Annotated in this window: 15 protein-coding genes; 2 read left to right on the forward strand and 13 right to left on the reverse strand. The window is 61.4% G+C overall.

Going from position 1 to position 14,627, the window contains the following annotated elements:
- Nucleotide 1: 1 nt before the first annotated feature.
- A complete protein-coding gene (locus AC097O_RS11175; protein ID WP_479592843.1) occupies nucleotides 2-826 on the forward strand; it encodes a glycosyltransferase family 2 protein in 825 nt (274 codons plus the stop codon).
- Nucleotides 827-845: 19 nt separating this feature from the next.
- On the opposite strand, the gene rng is transcribed toward AC097O_RS11175, so the two are convergent.
- From rng to AC097O_RS11235, 12 genes are all read right to left on the reverse strand, one after another.
- The gene (gene rng / locus AC097O_RS11180) at nucleotides 846-2,333 is read right to left on the reverse strand and encodes a ribonuclease G (protein WP_479592844.1); all 1,488 of its coding nucleotides are present in this window, start codon (nucleotides 2,331-2,333) and stop codon (nucleotides 846-848) included.
- Nucleotides 2,334-2,344: 11 nt separating this feature from the next.
- Entirely contained in the window at nucleotides 2,345-2,947 is a 603-nt protein-coding gene (locus AC097O_RS11185; RefSeq protein ID WP_479592845.1) for a Maf family protein, read from the reverse strand.
- A gap of 88 nt (nucleotides 2,948-3,035) precedes the next feature.
- Nucleotides 3,036-3,608, reverse strand: a complete 573-nt coding sequence (locus AC097O_RS11190) for a YceI family protein (RefSeq protein WP_479592846.1) — start codon at nucleotides 3,606-3,608, stop codon at nucleotides 3,036-3,038.
- Nucleotides 3,609-3,658: 50 nt separating this feature from the next.
- Nucleotides 3,659-4,225 (reverse strand): YceI family protein, encoded by a 567-nt coding sequence (locus AC097O_RS11195; RefSeq protein WP_479592847.1) that lies wholly within the window; start codon nucleotides 4,223-4,225, stop codon nucleotides 3,659-3,661.
- Between the two features lie 27 nt (nucleotides 4,226-4,252).
- A complete protein-coding gene (locus AC097O_RS11200) occupies nucleotides 4,253-4,816 on the reverse strand; it encodes a cytochrome b (protein WP_479592848.1) in 564 nt (187 codons plus the stop codon).
- A gap of 120 nt (nucleotides 4,817-4,936) precedes the next feature.
- A complete protein-coding gene (locus tag AC097O_RS11205) occupies nucleotides 4,937-6,805 on the reverse strand; it encodes an ABC transporter ATP-binding protein (RefSeq protein WP_479592849.1) in 1,869 nt (622 codons plus the stop codon).
- A gap of 4 nt (nucleotides 6,806-6,809) precedes the next feature.
- On the reverse strand, nucleotides 6,810-7,289 hold the full coding sequence (rlmH, locus tag AC097O_RS11210) for a 23S rRNA (pseudouridine(1915)-N(3))-methyltransferase RlmH (protein ID WP_315226551.1): 480 nt from the start codon (nucleotides 7,287-7,289) through the stop codon (nucleotides 6,810-6,812).
- Nucleotides 7,290-8,111 carry a ribosome silencing factor gene (rsfS, locus tag AC097O_RS11215; RefSeq protein ID WP_479592850.1) on the reverse strand — a complete coding sequence of 274 codons (822 nt, stop codon included), beginning with the start codon at nucleotides 8,109-8,111 and terminating at the stop codon, nucleotides 7,290-7,292.
- On the reverse strand, nucleotides 8,108-8,737 hold the full coding sequence (gene nadD, locus AC097O_RS11220; RefSeq protein ID WP_479592851.1) for a nicotinate-nucleotide adenylyltransferase: 630 nt from the start codon (nucleotides 8,735-8,737) through the stop codon (nucleotides 8,108-8,110). Before nadD ends, rsfS begins: the two co-directional genes overlap by 4 nt.
- Nucleotides 8,728-9,621, reverse strand: a complete 894-nt coding sequence (gene hemF, locus AC097O_RS11225; protein WP_479592921.1) for an oxygen-dependent coproporphyrinogen oxidase — start codon at nucleotides 9,619-9,621, stop codon at nucleotides 8,728-8,730. The genes nadD and hemF overlap by 10 nt, the downstream gene beginning before the upstream one ends.
- A gap of 20 nt (nucleotides 9,622-9,641) precedes the next feature.
- Entirely contained in the window at nucleotides 9,642-10,934 is a 1,293-nt protein-coding gene (purD, locus tag AC097O_RS11230; protein WP_479592852.1) for a phosphoribosylamine--glycine ligase, read from the reverse strand.
- Nucleotides 10,931-11,650, reverse strand: a complete 720-nt coding sequence (locus AC097O_RS11235) for a YebC/PmpR family DNA-binding transcriptional regulator (RefSeq protein WP_479592853.1) — start codon at nucleotides 11,648-11,650, stop codon at nucleotides 10,931-10,933. Before AC097O_RS11235 ends, purD begins: the two co-directional genes overlap by 4 nt.
- 137 nt (nucleotides 11,651-11,787) lie before the next feature.
- On the opposite strand from AC097O_RS11235, the gene AC097O_RS11240 reads away from it, so the two are divergent.
- Entirely contained in the window at nucleotides 11,788-13,317 is a 1,530-nt protein-coding gene (locus AC097O_RS11240; RefSeq protein ID WP_479592854.1) for a helicase HerA-like domain-containing protein, read from the forward strand.
- 23 nt (nucleotides 13,318-13,340) lie between these two features.
- On the opposite strand, the gene AC097O_RS11245 is transcribed toward AC097O_RS11240, so the two are convergent.
- Nucleotides 13,341-14,435: a glycerophosphodiester phosphodiesterase gene (locus AC097O_RS11245; RefSeq protein WP_479592922.1), complete on the reverse strand. Its 1,095-nt coding sequence runs from the start codon at nucleotides 14,433-14,435 to the stop codon at nucleotides 13,341-13,343.
- Nucleotides 14,436-14,627: the final 192 nt, after the last annotated feature.

The raw sequence follows: 14,627 nt of genomic DNA on the forward strand, positions 1-14,627 counted from the left end.
TATGAATCCTGCACGCTACGCCCTCACCTTCGCCTGCTACAACCAGGTGGAATACACCCGCCAATGCATAGACAGCATGGTGCGCCATGGCATGGACTTGTCACGGCTGATTGTGGTGGACAACGGATCCAAAGACGCCACCCGCGAGTACCTCCTTACCGTGCCCATAGGTGGGCGCATCTACAACGATGCCAATCTGGGCTGCGGAGTAGCCTGGAACCAGGGCGCGCTGGCCTTGCAGGCCGAGTGGACCATCGTAATGAACAACGATGTGCTGGTCAGCGCCCGGTGGATAGAGTCTTTGATCGGTGTGGCCGAGCAGCGCGGCCTCAAGGTCATTTCACCCGCGCTGGTCGAAGGCGCGTTGGATTACGATTTTGAAGACTTCAGCGCCATGGCTTCCGTCAAAATGGCTGGCACGGCGCGTATAGGTGGCCGCCATGCGGTGTGCTTGGCGGTGCACAAGTCGGTGTGGATGGACGTGGGTTACTTCCAACCGGTACCCAAGCTGTTGGGCTATGAGGACACGCTGTTTTTCCATGAACTGGAAAAAGCCAAGATTCCTGTGGGCATCACAGGCGCATCCTGGCTGCACCACTACGGCTCTGTAACCCAGACCGCCATGAAACAAGAGCGCGGTTTGTCGGCCAAAGACGGATTAGGCTACCGCTACAACTACCGGCTGCTCAACCAAAGCTGGCTGGCCCGCAAACTGGCCAAGTCGCAGCGGGTAGCGCAGCAAAAACAATGGCGGCAAGAAGAGTTGGCCGCCCACGCCATGAGCCTCCACGGGCTGCGTGAAGGCGGCCACTTTCGCTGGATCTGACAAGGTGCGCAGGTCTGCCTCAGAGCAGCACGATGTCGTACTGCTCCTGTCCCATGGCCCCCTCGCTCTGCAATGAAATCGGCTTGCCGATGAAGTCACTCAAGCCCGCCAGATGCTGGCTTTCTTCGTCCAGAAACAGCTCGATCACCTTGGGCGAAGCCACGATGCGGAACTCGCGCGGGTTGAACTGTCGGGCCTCGCGAAGGATTTCGCGCAGGATGTCGTAGCTCACGCTACGGGCGGTTTTGACCGTGCCTTTACCGCTGCACACGGCACAGGGCTCGCACAGCATGTGGGCCAGCGACTCGCGGGTGCGTTTGCGGGTCATCTCCACCAGTCCCAGTGCCGAAAAGCCGCCAGCGGTGGTTTTGACGCGATCGCGGCCCAGCTGCTTGCGGAACTCGGCCAGCACCGTGTCGCGGTGGTCTTCGCGCACCATGTCGATGAAATCCACGATCACAATGCCGCCCAGATTGCGCAAACGCAGTTGCCGGGCGATGGCCTGGGTCGCTTCCAGATTGGTCTTGAAGATGGTGTCGTCGAAGTTGCGGGCACCGACGAAGGCACCGGTGTTCACGTCCACCGTGGTCAAAGCCTCGGTCTGGTCCACGATCAGGTAGCCACCCGACTTCAGCTCCACCCGCCGACCCAGTGCCTTGGCCACCTCTTCGTCGATAGAAAACAAATCAAAAATTGGCCGCTCTCCCTTGTAGTGCTGCAGCTTCTCGACCGCCGCAGGCATGAACTCCTTGCCAAACACCTGCAGCATGTCGAACTGCTCGCGGGAATCGAGCCGGATGGTCTGGGTTTGCTCGCTGACCAGATCGCGCAGCACGCGTTGCAGTAAATTCAGGTCCTGGTGCAGCAAGGACGTGGGCGGCAGGCGTACCGAAGCGCTTTTGATGCGGGCCCAGGCTTTACGCAAATAAGCGATGTCTTCGGCCAGCTCGGTATCGGTCGCATCCTCGCCATTGGTGCGCAGGATGAAACCACCACCACCGCCAGTAGAAGCCTCGCCTACCAAGGTTTGCAGTCGCTTGCGCAGATCTTCACGCTGCGGCAGGGGAATTTTCTGCGACACGCCCACATGGTCGTCCTGCGGCAAAAACACCAACAAACGACCGGCGATGCTGATCTGGGCCGACAGGCGTGCGCCCTTGGTACCAATCGGGTCCTTGATGACCTGCACCATCAAGGCCTGGCCTTCAAACACCTGGCGTTCAATCGGCACCACAGGGGCCACCTTGGCATCAGCCTCGGCTGCCTTGTGGCCCACAAAGCCATTGGCCAGATCGGCCACATGCAAAAATGCCGCCCGCTCCAGCCCGATGTCGATGAAAGTGGACTGCATACCCGGCAGCACCCGTACCACCTTGCCCAGGTAGACATTGCCCACCATGCCGCGCTCCAGGGTGCGCTCTACGTGCAGTTCTTGTACCGAGCCGTGCTCTACCACCGCCACGCGGGTTTCCTGGGGCGACCAATTGATGAGAATGTCTTGTTGCATGGGGGGAGTGGTCAAAACTTGAAGCCCAGTGCGCGCAGCAGTTGCGCCGTCTCGAACATGGGCAGCCCCATGATGCCCGAATAGCTGCCGCGTATCTGCGAGATAAACCCTGCCGCCCTGCCCTGCACCGCGTAGGCACCGGCCTTGCCTAGCGGCTCGCCCGATGCGACATAGCTTTTGATCTGCGCCGTAGTCAAGGCTGCAAAGCTCACCCGTGAATCGCTCAGGGCTTCCAGCCGCTTGCGGCCCTGCTGCACCGCCACCGCCGTCAGCACCCGATGCTGGGTTCCGGCCAGCTCGCCCAGCATGCGCACGGCATCCTTGGCGTTCTCGGGTTTACCGTAAATGCGGCGGCCCAGCGCCACCGTGGTGTCGGAACACAAGATTGGCGCAACGGGCAGGCCGCGCTGCTGCATTCGCGCCAGCGCTGCATCGAGTTTTAGGCCGGTCACGCGCTTCACATAAGCAGGAGGCGCTTCATTTTTAATAGCAACCTCCAAACCTTCGCTGTCTTCATCGCGTCCAGGTAAAAGCAGTTCGTGGCGCACGCCCAATTGGTCGAGCAGCTGGCTGCGGCGCGGGCTTTGGGAGGCAAGGTAGATAAAGTCGGTCATGGCGGAATTATCGGGGCATGCAAGCACCCAAAAGACAACAGCCCGCCCATCTCAACAATGGGCGGGCTGCCAAAAAAACTAGCGCAGATTACTGCTTGACGGCTTCGACCTGGACGATCAGGCGAACAGCGTCAGGAAAGCCAAAGTTGGCACCCCAGGTCATGCCCCATTGGCTGCGCTGGATGGTGGTGTCAAAGTCGCCACCGCAGACTTCACGCTTTTGCATGCTCTGGTAGCAATTAAAGGTAGTGGCTTTGAGCGTAACGGGATTGGTTTTGCCCAGCAGCGTCAAGCTACCCACCACCTCCGACACTTTGTCGCCGGTGAACACAAACTTGTCAGCGCTGAACTTGATGGTGGGGAACTGGGCCGCGTTGAAGAAGTCAGCGCTTTGCAGATGCTTGTCGAAGTTGGGCGTGCCGGTCGACAGCGAGGTTGCGTCAATCGTCAGATCGACCTTGCCGGTTTTGCCTGCGCGGTCAAACTGCACCGTGCCTTCTTTCTTGTCGAAGCGGCCACGGTTGGTCGATGTGCCCATATGGCCGATCTCGAACGTCACAAAAGTATGGCTGGGGTCAATGGCATACGTGGCAGATTGCGCGTGGGCGGTGCCTACGGTCAGGGTGGCAATCGCGGCAAGGGCAAGCAAGGTGTGGCGCATGGATTTTCTTTCAAAGAAAGGTTAAGGGGAAAATCAGAAGGGAAACTGGCTTACAGCTTGCCGACACCGGTCAGGCTGAATTTGAATTTGACTTGCACGTCGTCGGCCACCATCGAGGTATCGGCCCACTCGCCTTCACCAATTTTGAAGGCCAGTCGCTTGATGGGCAGTTGGCCCGTGGCGACCGTGGTGGCACCAGTCTGCACCATCGTCACCGGCACTACCACATCGCGCACCTGGCCTTTGATACTGAGCTTGCCCGCCACGTCAAACTTGCCACCACCCAGCGCCTTGATGCTGCTGGAGGCAAACGTGGCCTGCGGGAACTTCGCGATGCTGAACCAAGTGGGCTTGGGCAGCTCGGCATCCGACTCGGGTACGCCCAGCGTGGCACTGGCCATATCCACGGTGAAGTTGATTTTGCTGGTGTCCAGCTTGGCCGGGTCAAAGCTCAACTGGGCATCAAATTTCTTAAAGCGGCCATCCACCGCCACGCCCATTTGCTTGCTGACGAACACGATTTCACTCTGGGCAGGCACCAGCTTTTGCTGGGCAAACGCCGCCATGGCCACTCCAGATACCACCAAGGCCACCGACAATTTCGACAAAAAAGACATGGAAAAACTTTCGCAAAAATAAAAGATTCAAGGCAGCATGCGGCCGATCAGGCCATCGCGGTCCACAAAGTGGTGCTTGAGAGCCGCCGCAACATGCAAGACCACCAGCGCGCACAGTGTCCATGCGGCCCAGCCGTGCACGGGCTTGATGGCCTCGCCGAGTTCCTTGTTGACCGACAACAGGTCGGGCAAAGGCAGGATGCCAAACACCACAATCGGGAAACCCATCGCTGAGCTGTAGGCCCAGCCGATCAGTGGCACCATAAAAAACAAAGCGTACATCGCGTAATGCGTGCCCTCATGCGCCCAATGCTGCCATTGGGGCATGCTGCGTGTAATGGCCACAGGCAGTGGCGGCGGACGGTGGGTCAAACGCCACAGCAAGCGCAGTACCGACAGCGCCAAAATCGTAATACCCGCCCACTTATGCCAGTTGTAGAGCTTGAGCCGCTGGGGTGAAAAAGGCAGGTCCGTCATGTACAGACCGACGCAAAACATCCCCACCAGCGCTAGCGCTAAAACCCAATGCAGAAGTTTGGCAATGCCGGTGTAAGTGGCGAGCTTTGCAGCAACGGACGGGGACAGGGCCATAAAAGGTGCGGGGGCTGGTATCCCCCGAGAGTGTGAACTTGTTGGCTAGTGTAGAAACCGCTTCTCGCAAAAAGTTCACTCAATTCGTATGGATGGTTCGATTTTTTTGAACCATCAGGGCTACACCGTAGCCACCCCTGCGGGTTCGTCGTCCTCTTCCCCCAGAAAACCGCCGCTCTGGTGCGCCCACAGCCGAGCGTACAGGCCACCCGAGGCCAGCAGGCTGCGGTGGTCGCCCATCTCGACGATGCGGCCCTTGTCCAGCACCACCAGCCGGTCCATGGCCGCAATAGTAGACAGGCGGTGGGCGATGGCGACCACGGTTTTACCTTCCATCAGCCGGTACAGGCTGGACTGGATGGCGGCTTCGACCTCCGAGTCCAAGGCGCTGGTGGCCTCGTCCAGCAGCAGGATGGGCGCATCTTTCAGCATCACCCGGGCAATCGCGATGCGCTGGCGCTGGCCGCCCGACAGTTTCACGCCGCGTTCGCCCACATGGGCATCAAAGCCGGTACGGCCACTCGGGTCGCTCAGGGTGTGAATGAAGTCAAAAGCCTCGGCACGGCGCGCTGCCGCTTCCATGTGGGCATCGGTGGCATCTGGCCGACCGTAAAGGATGTTGTCGCGCACTGAGCGGTGCAGCAGCGAGGTGTCTTGCGTGACCATGCCGATCTGCGCGCGCAGGCTCTCCTGGGTGACCTGCGAAATGTCCTGCCCATCGACCAGAATGCGGCCCTGCTCCACGTCGTAAAACCGCAGCAGCAGGTTCACGATGGTGGACTTGCCCGCGCCTGAGCGACCCACCAGTCCAATCTTCTCTCCGGCGCGGATGTGCAGCGACATCTGGTCTATCACCTTGCGGGCCCCCGGCCCCTTGGCACCGTAGGCAAAGTCCACATTCTCGAACCGTACCTCGCCCTTGGGTACCTGCAGCGGCTGGGCCTGGGGCACATCCTGCACGGCCTGCGGGCGCGACAAGGTGTTCAGGCCATCCTGCACCGTACCCACATGCTCGAACAGCGAAGCCATTTCCCACATCACCCAGTGCGAAATACCGTTCAGGCGCAGCGACATGGCGGTGGCCGCCGCTACGGCACCCACACCCACCTGGCCCTGCGTCCACAGCCACAGCGCCAGCCCGGCGGTGGACAGAATCAGCAAGATACCGAGTATGTGGTTGACCACCTCAAAGCCACTCACCAGCCGCATTTGCCGGTGCACCGTCAGCAGAAAGTCCTGCATGGCCGAGCGGGCAAAACCCGCCTCACGCCCGGCGTGCGAGAACAGCTTGACGGTGGCGATGTTGGTGTAGGCATCGGTGATGCGCCCCGTCATCAGCGAGCGGGCATCGGCCTGTTTTTTGGCCACACCCGACAGGCGCGGCACAAAGTAGCGGATGGCCAGGCCATACAACACCACCCAGCCCAGAAAGGGCAACAGCATCCAGGCATCAAAGCTACCCACCACCGCCACCATGGTGACGAAGTAGATGGTCACAAACACCAGTATGTCGCCCAGGATCATGCACACATCGCGCACGGCCAGCGCGGTCTGCATCACCTTGGTAGCCACGCGCCCGGCAAACTCGTCCTGGTAAAAGCCCATGCTCTGGCCCAGCATCAGCCGGTGAAACTTCCAGCGCAGCATCATCGGAAAGTTGGCGGCCAGGGTCTGGTGCTTGAACAGGGTTTGCAATGCAATCAATAGCGGACTTCCCAATAGCAGCAAGCACAGGAGCAATAAATTGTTCTTTTCTTGCGACCACAGCAAAGCCGGTTGCACCGTGCCCAGCCAGTCCACCACCCGGCCCATCATGGCAAACAGCAAAGCCTCGAACACGCCCACGCTGGCCGTGAGCAGCGTCATGGCCAGGATGTATTTGCGCACGCCGAAGGTGCAGGCCCACACAAAATGAAAAAAGCCGCGCGGTGGCGGCTGGGGGGTGTCGTCCGTGTAGGGATGGACGAGGTTTTCAAACCAACTCAGCATAGGCTCATTCTCGGTGGTAGGGGTGGTTGGCATTGACCGACCACGCCCGGTACAACTGTTCGACCAGCAGCACGCGGGCAAAGGCGTGCGGCAGGGTCAGGTCCGACAGGCGGATGCGCTCATGGGCCGCCTGGCGGAACGCCGGGTCCAGGCCGTCCGGGCCGCCAATCACCAGGGCCACGTCGTCGCTCTCCAATTGCCAGCCCTTGAGCTTAACCGCCAATGCTTTTGTCGTCAGCGTAGTACCCCGTTCATCCAGGGCCACGATACGGGCATTGCGGCCAATGCTGGACTGGATGGCGGCTTCTATGCGTTCACGCTCGGCCGCGTAAATCGTCTCCAGGGTTTTGGAGCCCCGGGGTTCGGTCTTGACGGCCTTGAGCTCCACCTTGAGCTCGGGCGGGAAGCGTTTGGCGTAGTCGTCGTAGGCAGTTTGCGCCCAGTCGGGCATGCGCTGGCCTACCGCTACTATCACCAGCTTCATTTACTTGCGGCCAGTGGCGCGCTTGGCAGGCGCTTTAGCGGTTTTGGAAGGTTTGGGCGCAGCACGCTTGGCGGCAGCGGCTTTCTTCACGGTCTCGATCGGGGCCTTGATGACCACGGTCTTGGCCACGGTTTTGACGGCTGCGGTTTTGGCAGGTGCTTTCACCGCCGTCTTGGCCGCGGTTTTAGCCGCTGTTTTCACCGGGCCACGGGTCGAAGTCGAGGTCTTGGATGGCACGGGCGTGGCCACAGCCGTCTTGCGGGCAGCGCGCTTGGGTGCCACTTCCAGCACCGGACGCTCGGGGGCCAGCAGGCTTTCGGCGTATTCGCGGTCGGCAATCTTGGCTGCACGTTTGGCGGCAGCGGGCGACAGCTTTTTGGCCGGTACCTTCTTGGCCGGCTTGGCAGGTTTGACTTCTTCGGCCTTGGGCAGCGGCTTGGCGGCACCCAGCTTGAGGCGGATGGGCTTTTCGCCCCACAGCTCTTCCAGGTGGTAGTACTGGCGGATAGCGGGTTGCATGATGTGCACCACGGCGCGGCCGCAATCCACAATGATCCATTCGCCATTGGATTCGCCTTCCATGCGGGGCTTGGCAAAACCAGCATCGCGCACGGCATCGCGCACGCTGGCGGCCAGCGCCTTGGTTTGGCGGTTCGAGGTGCCCGAGGCGATGATCACGCGCTCGAACAAGGCCGACAGGCCTTCGGTGTCAAACACGACGATGTCCACTGCTTTGACATCCTCCAGACCATCGACGATGGCGCGCTGGAGTTTTTGGGTGTCTTTTTTGGCAACGGTTTCGTTTTGGGCAGAAGTGGTCATCGGTCGGTTCGGTAAAGAAGGTGGTGGTCAATATAGCGCGCTACGCCCTCGGGAACCAGATGGGCTATCCCTTGCGAGGTGGCGACGCGGTGGCGGATGTCGGTGGCGCTGAGTTCCATGGGGGGAACCTGCAGCGCCTGGTAACGGCCCGAATGCAAGAGCTCAGGCAAGAATTCAGGCACAAATGACCTGCTAGCGCTTGATTCATCGGCACGAGAAGCTACACAAATTATAGCTGCCTGCACAATCTCTTCCCAACCGTGCCAGGTGGGCAGCCGTGTCGCCTGGTCTTCGCCCATCACCAGGTAGAGCTGTGCCTGGGGTTTTTCGGCCTGCAGTTCGTGCAAAGTATCGATGGTGTAGGTGGGGCCGCTGCGCTCAATTTCGCGCTTGTCCACCACCACGCCGGGGATCTCGCCAAAGGCCAATTGGGCCATGGCCAGCCGGTCGGTCGCCGGGCTGAGCGTGCGGCTTTTGTGCCAGGCGTGGCCGGTGGGAAACACGTACAGCGCGTCCAACTGCAACTGCGCCAAGGCAGTCCGCACCAGGGCTACGTGCATCAGGTGCGGCGGATCAAACGCACCGCCGAATACGCCAAGTCGGCGCACGGGCGAGCTCACACCCATGCGCGGGCAACCAGAAATTCGCGGGTCAAGGCTTCTTCTGCCGAGCCCGGCTCCGGTGTATTTTGGTACGACCAACTGGCCAGTGGCGGCATCGACAGCAGGATGGATTCGGTGCGCCCACCCGACTGCAGGCCAAAGTGCGTGCCCCGATCCCACACCAGGTTGAACTCCACGTAGCGCCCACGCCGGTATAGCTGAAAAGCCCGCTCGCGTTCGCCATACGGCGTGTCTTTGCGGCGCTGCAAAATCGGCACGTAGGCATCCAGAAACGCCGATCCCACGGCCTGCACCATGGCCAGGCTGCCTTCGGTGCCCAGCTCGGAAAAGTCATCGAAAAACACGCCGCCAATGCCACGCGGCTCCAGCCGGTGCTTGAGGTAGAAGTACTCGTCGCACCACTGCTTGAAGCGCGGGTATTTGTCGTCCCCAAACGGGGCCAGGGCGGTCTGGCAAGTGCGGTGGAAATGCACCGCATCTTCCTCAAAGCCGTACATGGGTGTCAGGTCCATGCCGCCGCCAAACCAGCAGACCGGCTCGCCGCCCTCGGGCGTGGCCACGATCATGCGCACATTCATGTGCACCGTGGGCGCATACGGGTTGCGCGGATGGAACACCAGCGACACGCCCATGGCCTCAAACGGCGCACCCGCCAATTGGGGCCGGTGCTGGGTGGCACTGGGCGGCAATTGCGGCCCGCGCACATGCGAAAAGCCGCAGCCTGCGCGCTCCAGCACCGCACCGTTTTCCAGAATCTGGGTGATGCCCTGCCCTTGCAGCTTTTCACCCGGTGGCTTTTCCCAGGCATCGCTCAGGAAACTACCGCCATCCAGCTCCGCCATGCGGGTGGTAATGGAAGACTGCAGGCCCAGCAGATAGGCCCGCATCACATCGGCGGTATGCAAGCTCAGGCCTTGACCGCGCGGAATCCGATGTCGCGGCGGTACTGCATGCCGTCGAACTGGATGCCACGGGTGACTTCATAGGCGTGCTGCTGCGCCAGCTTGACGTTGTCTGCCAGCACGGTGACGCACAGCACGCGCCCACCCGAGGTAGACACCACATCGGCCTGCTTGGTGGTGCCCGCGTGGAACACCACCGCGTCATCGGTATTTTTGGGCAGGCCGGTGATGGCATCGCCCTTGCGCGGGGTCATGGGGTAGCCGTGGGCTGCCAGCACCACGCCCAGGGCGATGCGGCGGTCCCAGTCCAGGCTGATCTGGTCCAGCTTGCCGTGGGGGCCGGGCTCGGTGGCCGCCCACAGGACTTCGAACAGGTCGGACTTCAACCGCATCATCAGCGGCTGGGTTTCGGGGTCGCCCAGGCGGCAGTTGAACTCCAGCGTCTTGGGCTTTCCCTTGGCATCGATCATCAGCCCGGCATACAAAAAGCCGGTGTAGGTGATGCCGTCTTTTTCCATGCCCTTGATGGTGGGCAGGATGATTTCACGCATGGCCCGTGCGTGCACATCGGCCGTGACCACTGGCGCGGGCGAATACGCACCCATGCCGCCGGTGTTGGGGCCGTTATCGCCGTCGAGCAGTCGCTTGTGGTCCTGGCTGGTGGCCAGGGGAATCACGTTCTTGCCATCGCACATGACGATGAAGCTGGCTTCTTCGCCCGCCAAAAACTCTTCGATGACGACGCGCGCCCCGCCTTCGTTATGGCTCACGCCCAGGGTGTTGTCCAGCAGCATGAAGTCGATGGCCTCATGGGCCTCGGCCAGCGTCTGCGCCACCACCACGCCTTTGCCTGCGGCCAGGCCGTCGGCCTTGACCACGATGGGCGCGCCCTTTTGCTCCACATAGGCGTGGGCCGCTGCGGGGTCGGTAAAGGTTTCAAATTCGGCCGTGGGAATGGCGTGGCGCTGCATGAAGGCTTTGGAAAACGCCTTCGAACTCTCCAGCTGCGCGGCGGCCTTGGTCGCGCCAAAAATACGCATGCCGTGGCTGCGGAACTCGTCCACCACACCGGCGGCCAGCGGGCCTTCGGGGCCGACCAAGGTCAGCGAAATGCCTTCGGTCTGCGCCCATTTGCGCAGCGCCTGCACGTCGGTGATATTGATGTTGATGAGCTGGTCGTCCAGGGCCGTGCCGCCGTTGCCGGGGGCCACGTAGACCTGGCTCACGCGGGCACAGGTGTTGAGCTTCCAGGCGAGTGCATGTTCGCGGCCACCGCCGCCAATGACTAAGACTTTCATAGGCCAGCGTTGTGAAAGACTTCTTGGACATCGTCCAGGTCTTCGAGCACATCCAGTAGTTTTTGCATTTTTTCGGCGTCCTCGCCCGTAAGGTCGATCGTGTTGTCGGCGCGCATGGTGACTTCGGCCAGGTCGGATTGGAAACCGGCTTTTTCCAGCGCCAGCTTCACGGTTTCAAAATCGGTGTAGGCGGTCAGCACTTCGATGGCACCGTCTTCATCGGTAATCACATCTTCGGCCCCGGCTTCCAGGGCCACTTCCATGAGTTTGTCTTCGTTGGTGCCCGGGGCAAAGATGATTTGCCCGCAGTGCTTGAACTGGAACGCCACCGAACCTTCGGTGCCCATGTTGCCGCCGTATTTGCTGAAGGCGTGGCGCACTTCGGCCACGGTACGCACACGGTTGTCGGTCATGGTGTCCACGATGATGGCCGCACCGCCGATGCCGTAGCCTTCGTAGCGGATTTCTTCGTACGACACGCCTTCGAGCGTACCGGTGGCTTTTTCGATGTTGCGCTTGACCGTCTCGGCGGCCAGATTGGCTGCCTTGGCCTTTTCCACGGCCAGGCGCAGACGCGGGTTGATGCTCAGGTCGCCACCGCCCAGGCGTGCCGCCACCATGATCTCGCGGATCACGCGGGTCCAGATCTTGCCCCGCTTCTCGTCCTGGCGGCCCTTGCGGTGCTGAATATTCGCCCATTTACTGTGACCAGCCACAAAAATTCCTTGTCAATTGATTTAATCTACAGCCAGATTTTACTTACCCAGGACGTACGCAAGTTCCCCCTGTAAGCCCGAAGGGCGGCACAGGGGCGCTGCGTAAGTCCTACTACCTACACGTCAGGACTCTCGCCATGGCCGAACCCATCTTAATTGCCAAAAACGCCACCACCCTTTGCGAATTGCTGCCTGCGTTGGCGAACCGCCACGGCCTGATCACCGGAGCCACCGGCACGGGCAAAACCGTCACCTTGCAGACCCTGGCGGAGAATTTCTCCAAAATCGGCGTTCCAGTGTTCATGGCCGATGTCAAAGGCGACCTGACCGGCATCAGCCAGGCGGGCCGCATCGGCGACAAGCTGGCCGGTATCCTGAAAGAGCGCGGCATTGACCAGCCCGAGTCCCTGGCCTGCCCCGCCACGCTGTGGGACGTGTTTGGCGAGCAAGGCCACCCGGTGCGGGCCACCGTGTCCGACATGGGCCCGTTGCTGCTGGGCCGCATGTTGAACCTGAACGACACCCAGGGCGGCGTGCTCAACATGGTGTTCAAGATCGCCGATGACCACGGCCTGCTGCTGCTCGACCTGAAAGACCTGCGCGCCATGCTGCAGTACGTGGGCGACAACAGCAGCGAGTTCACCACCCAGTATGGCAACGTGTCTGCCGCCAGCGTGGGCGCCATCCAGCGCGGCCTGCTGCAGATCGAATCACAGGGCGGCGACAAGTTCTTTGGCGAGCCCATGCTCAACATCAGCGACTTCATGCAAACGGTGGACGGCCAAGGCGTGGTCAACATCCTCACCGCCGACAAGCTGATGAACTCGCCGCGCCTGTACGCCACGTTTTTGCTGTGGATGCTGTCCGAGTTGTTCGAACAGCTCCCCGAAATCGGCGACCCCGAGCAGCCCAAACTGGTGTTCTTCTTCGACGAAGCGCATTTGCTGTTCAACGAAGCGCCCAAGGCGCTGGTGGAACGCATCGAACTGGTGGTGCGCCTGGTGCGCTCCAAGGGCGTGGGTGTGTACTTTGTGACGCAAAACCCGCTGGATATTCCCGATACCGTGCTGGCCCAACTGGGCAACCGCGTGCAGCACGCCCTGCGCGCGTTCACCCCGCGCGACCAGAAGGCCGTCAAGGCCACGGCACAAACCATGCGCCAAAAGCCCGGGCTGGACATCGAAGCCGCCATCACCGAGCTGGCCGTGGGCGAGGCGCTGGTGAGCCTGCTGGATGCCAAGGGCCGCCCCAGCATCACCGAGCGCGTGTTCGTGCTGCCACCGGGCAGCCAGCTCGGCCCCATCACGCCAGAGCAACGCCAGTCGCTGATCGCCAACTCGCTGGTGGCAGGCGTGTATGAGAAGCTGCTAGACCGCGAATCGGCCTTCGAGAAGCTCAAAGGCCGGACGGAGACCACCGCAGCCAACGCCTCTGCGTCTGCGCAGCCTCCCACCCTGCCCGGCATGGCTCCGCCCGCTGCGGCAGAAGGCGGCGGCCTGATGGGCGGCCTGAACGACATCTTGTTTGGCAGCACCGGCCCACGCGGCGGCAAGCGCGACGGCCTGGCACAAACCATGGTGAAGTCCGCCGTGCGTACCATGGGCACCAAGGTCGGGCAAGAGATCTTGCGCGGCGTACTAGGCAGTATCTTTGGGGGTCGGCGCTAAGCTCTTGCGCCGCCCTGGCCCGCCTACTTCTTCACGAAGGTGCGGATCGCCTCTTTGCCCACCGCTGGGTCATCGGTAAAAAAGCCGTCGATCCCGGTCTGCAAAAAGGTCTGGATTTCGGTGACGCTGTCGCCGCGCACCGTGGGGTCGGTGATCGGGGCCTTCTTCAGGCTGGTGGGCAAAAAGTTGTTTTCAGGCCGCAGGGTGTAGATGTGCACCGCCAAGCCCGCCGCCTTGGCATTGGCCACCAACGCCGTGGGCGTACCCAGGTTGCCGCTGACCAGCGGAATCACCATGTCTTTGCTCGGGCCAATGGCGTTGGCGTAGGTGGCCACTTCCTTCAGCCCGGCCGGGGTGATCACGTCTGCGTAGCGGCGGGTTTCGCTGGCACCGGCCGCCACAAAGTCGTACGGGCGGCCGCTGGACGACAGCAGTTGCACGATACGCGCGGTGGTCATGGTGCGGATTTCTTTCAGATTCGCCACCTCGAACGACTGGATGAACACCGGTGCGTTCCTGGAATTCCAGCCGTTCGTCTTCAGCACGTCCACCAGGCGCTTTTCCAGCGGCAAGCCAATCGATTGGAAATAGGTGGGGTGCTTGGTTTCGGGGTAGATGCCGATAGTGCGGCCTTTTTCGATCGACTTGGACTTGGCCAGGTCAATCACTTCCTGGAAGGTAGGAATCTGGAACTGGCCGTTGTAGGCCACGTTGGCCGGGCGGATGGCCGGAATGCGCTCGCGGGCGCGCAGGGTTTTCAGCTCGGCCAGGGTCAGGTCTTCGGTAAACCAGCCGGTGATGGCCGTGCCGTCTATCGTTTTGGTGGTCTTGCGAGAGGCGAACTCAGGGCGGTCCACGATGTCGGTGGTGGCCTCGCGCACGCTGCCGTCGGCGTTCAGGATGGCGATGGCGTTCTCGTGGCGGGCTACCAGCACGCCGTCCTTGGTACTGACCAGATCGGGTTCGATGATGTTGGCACCGTCTTCAATGGCCTGGGTGTAGGCGGCAATGGTGTGCTCCGGGCGCAGTGCGGACGCACCGCGGTGACCGATCAGCGTCGGCACCGGTGGCCAGACAGCGGGTGCGTCGTCACCGCCACCGCAGGCCGTTAAGGCCATGCCGGAAATAAGGCCGACAACGGCAAGCTGGATATAGGATTTGGTTTTCAAGGTGGCCTTCTTTCGCCCATGCGTGGGCGGTGCACTGCGGGGTATCCGCCATGTGATGGCAAATGTAGGGCGGCTGGATGAAGGTTTTTTGACACCCCCCCTGCCAGCCGCAGTTTGGCAGCGGTTCGGCATGCAAAATGC

Source organism: Rhodoferax sp. LS1P39 (assembly GCF_056521425.1).